This window comes from Streptomyces sp. BE20 (assembly GCF_036322525.1).
Lineage (GTDB): Bacteria > Actinomycetota > Actinomycetes > Streptomycetales > Streptomycetaceae > Kitasatospora.
Map to the genome: position 1 here is coordinate 1 of NZ_JAQYWW010000211.1, position 323 is coordinate 323.

Here is a 323-nt window from a genome sequence, read left to right on the forward strand (position 1 = left end):
GGAACCCCCCACCAACTTCGGGGCCCCCCCGCGGTGCCCCCCCCCCCCCACGCGGCCCCCCCCCCCCCCCGGACCAAGTGTGCAAACACCCCACCGTAACCCCCAACCCCCCGCCCCCCTACCCCCCCCACCCCCCACCAACCCCCAAAAAAAAACACAAAAAAAAAAAAAAAACAAACAACACAAAAAACCCCAAAAAACAAAAAAAAAAAACAAAAAAAAAAAAAAAACACCAACACCCCCCCCCAACCCCACCCACCCCGCCCCCAACAGGGAAAGCGCGATGTTGGGGGAAAAAAAACCACGCCCCCCCACAACCACAC

1 pseudogene is annotated in these 323 nt (G+C 58.5%); it reads right to left on the reverse strand.

Features of this window, described 5'->3' with window-relative positions:
* Positions 1-239, reverse strand: a pseudogene (locus PUR61_RS45030) (hypothetical protein); the annotation flags it as partial.
* Positions 240-323: the final 84 nt, after the last annotated feature.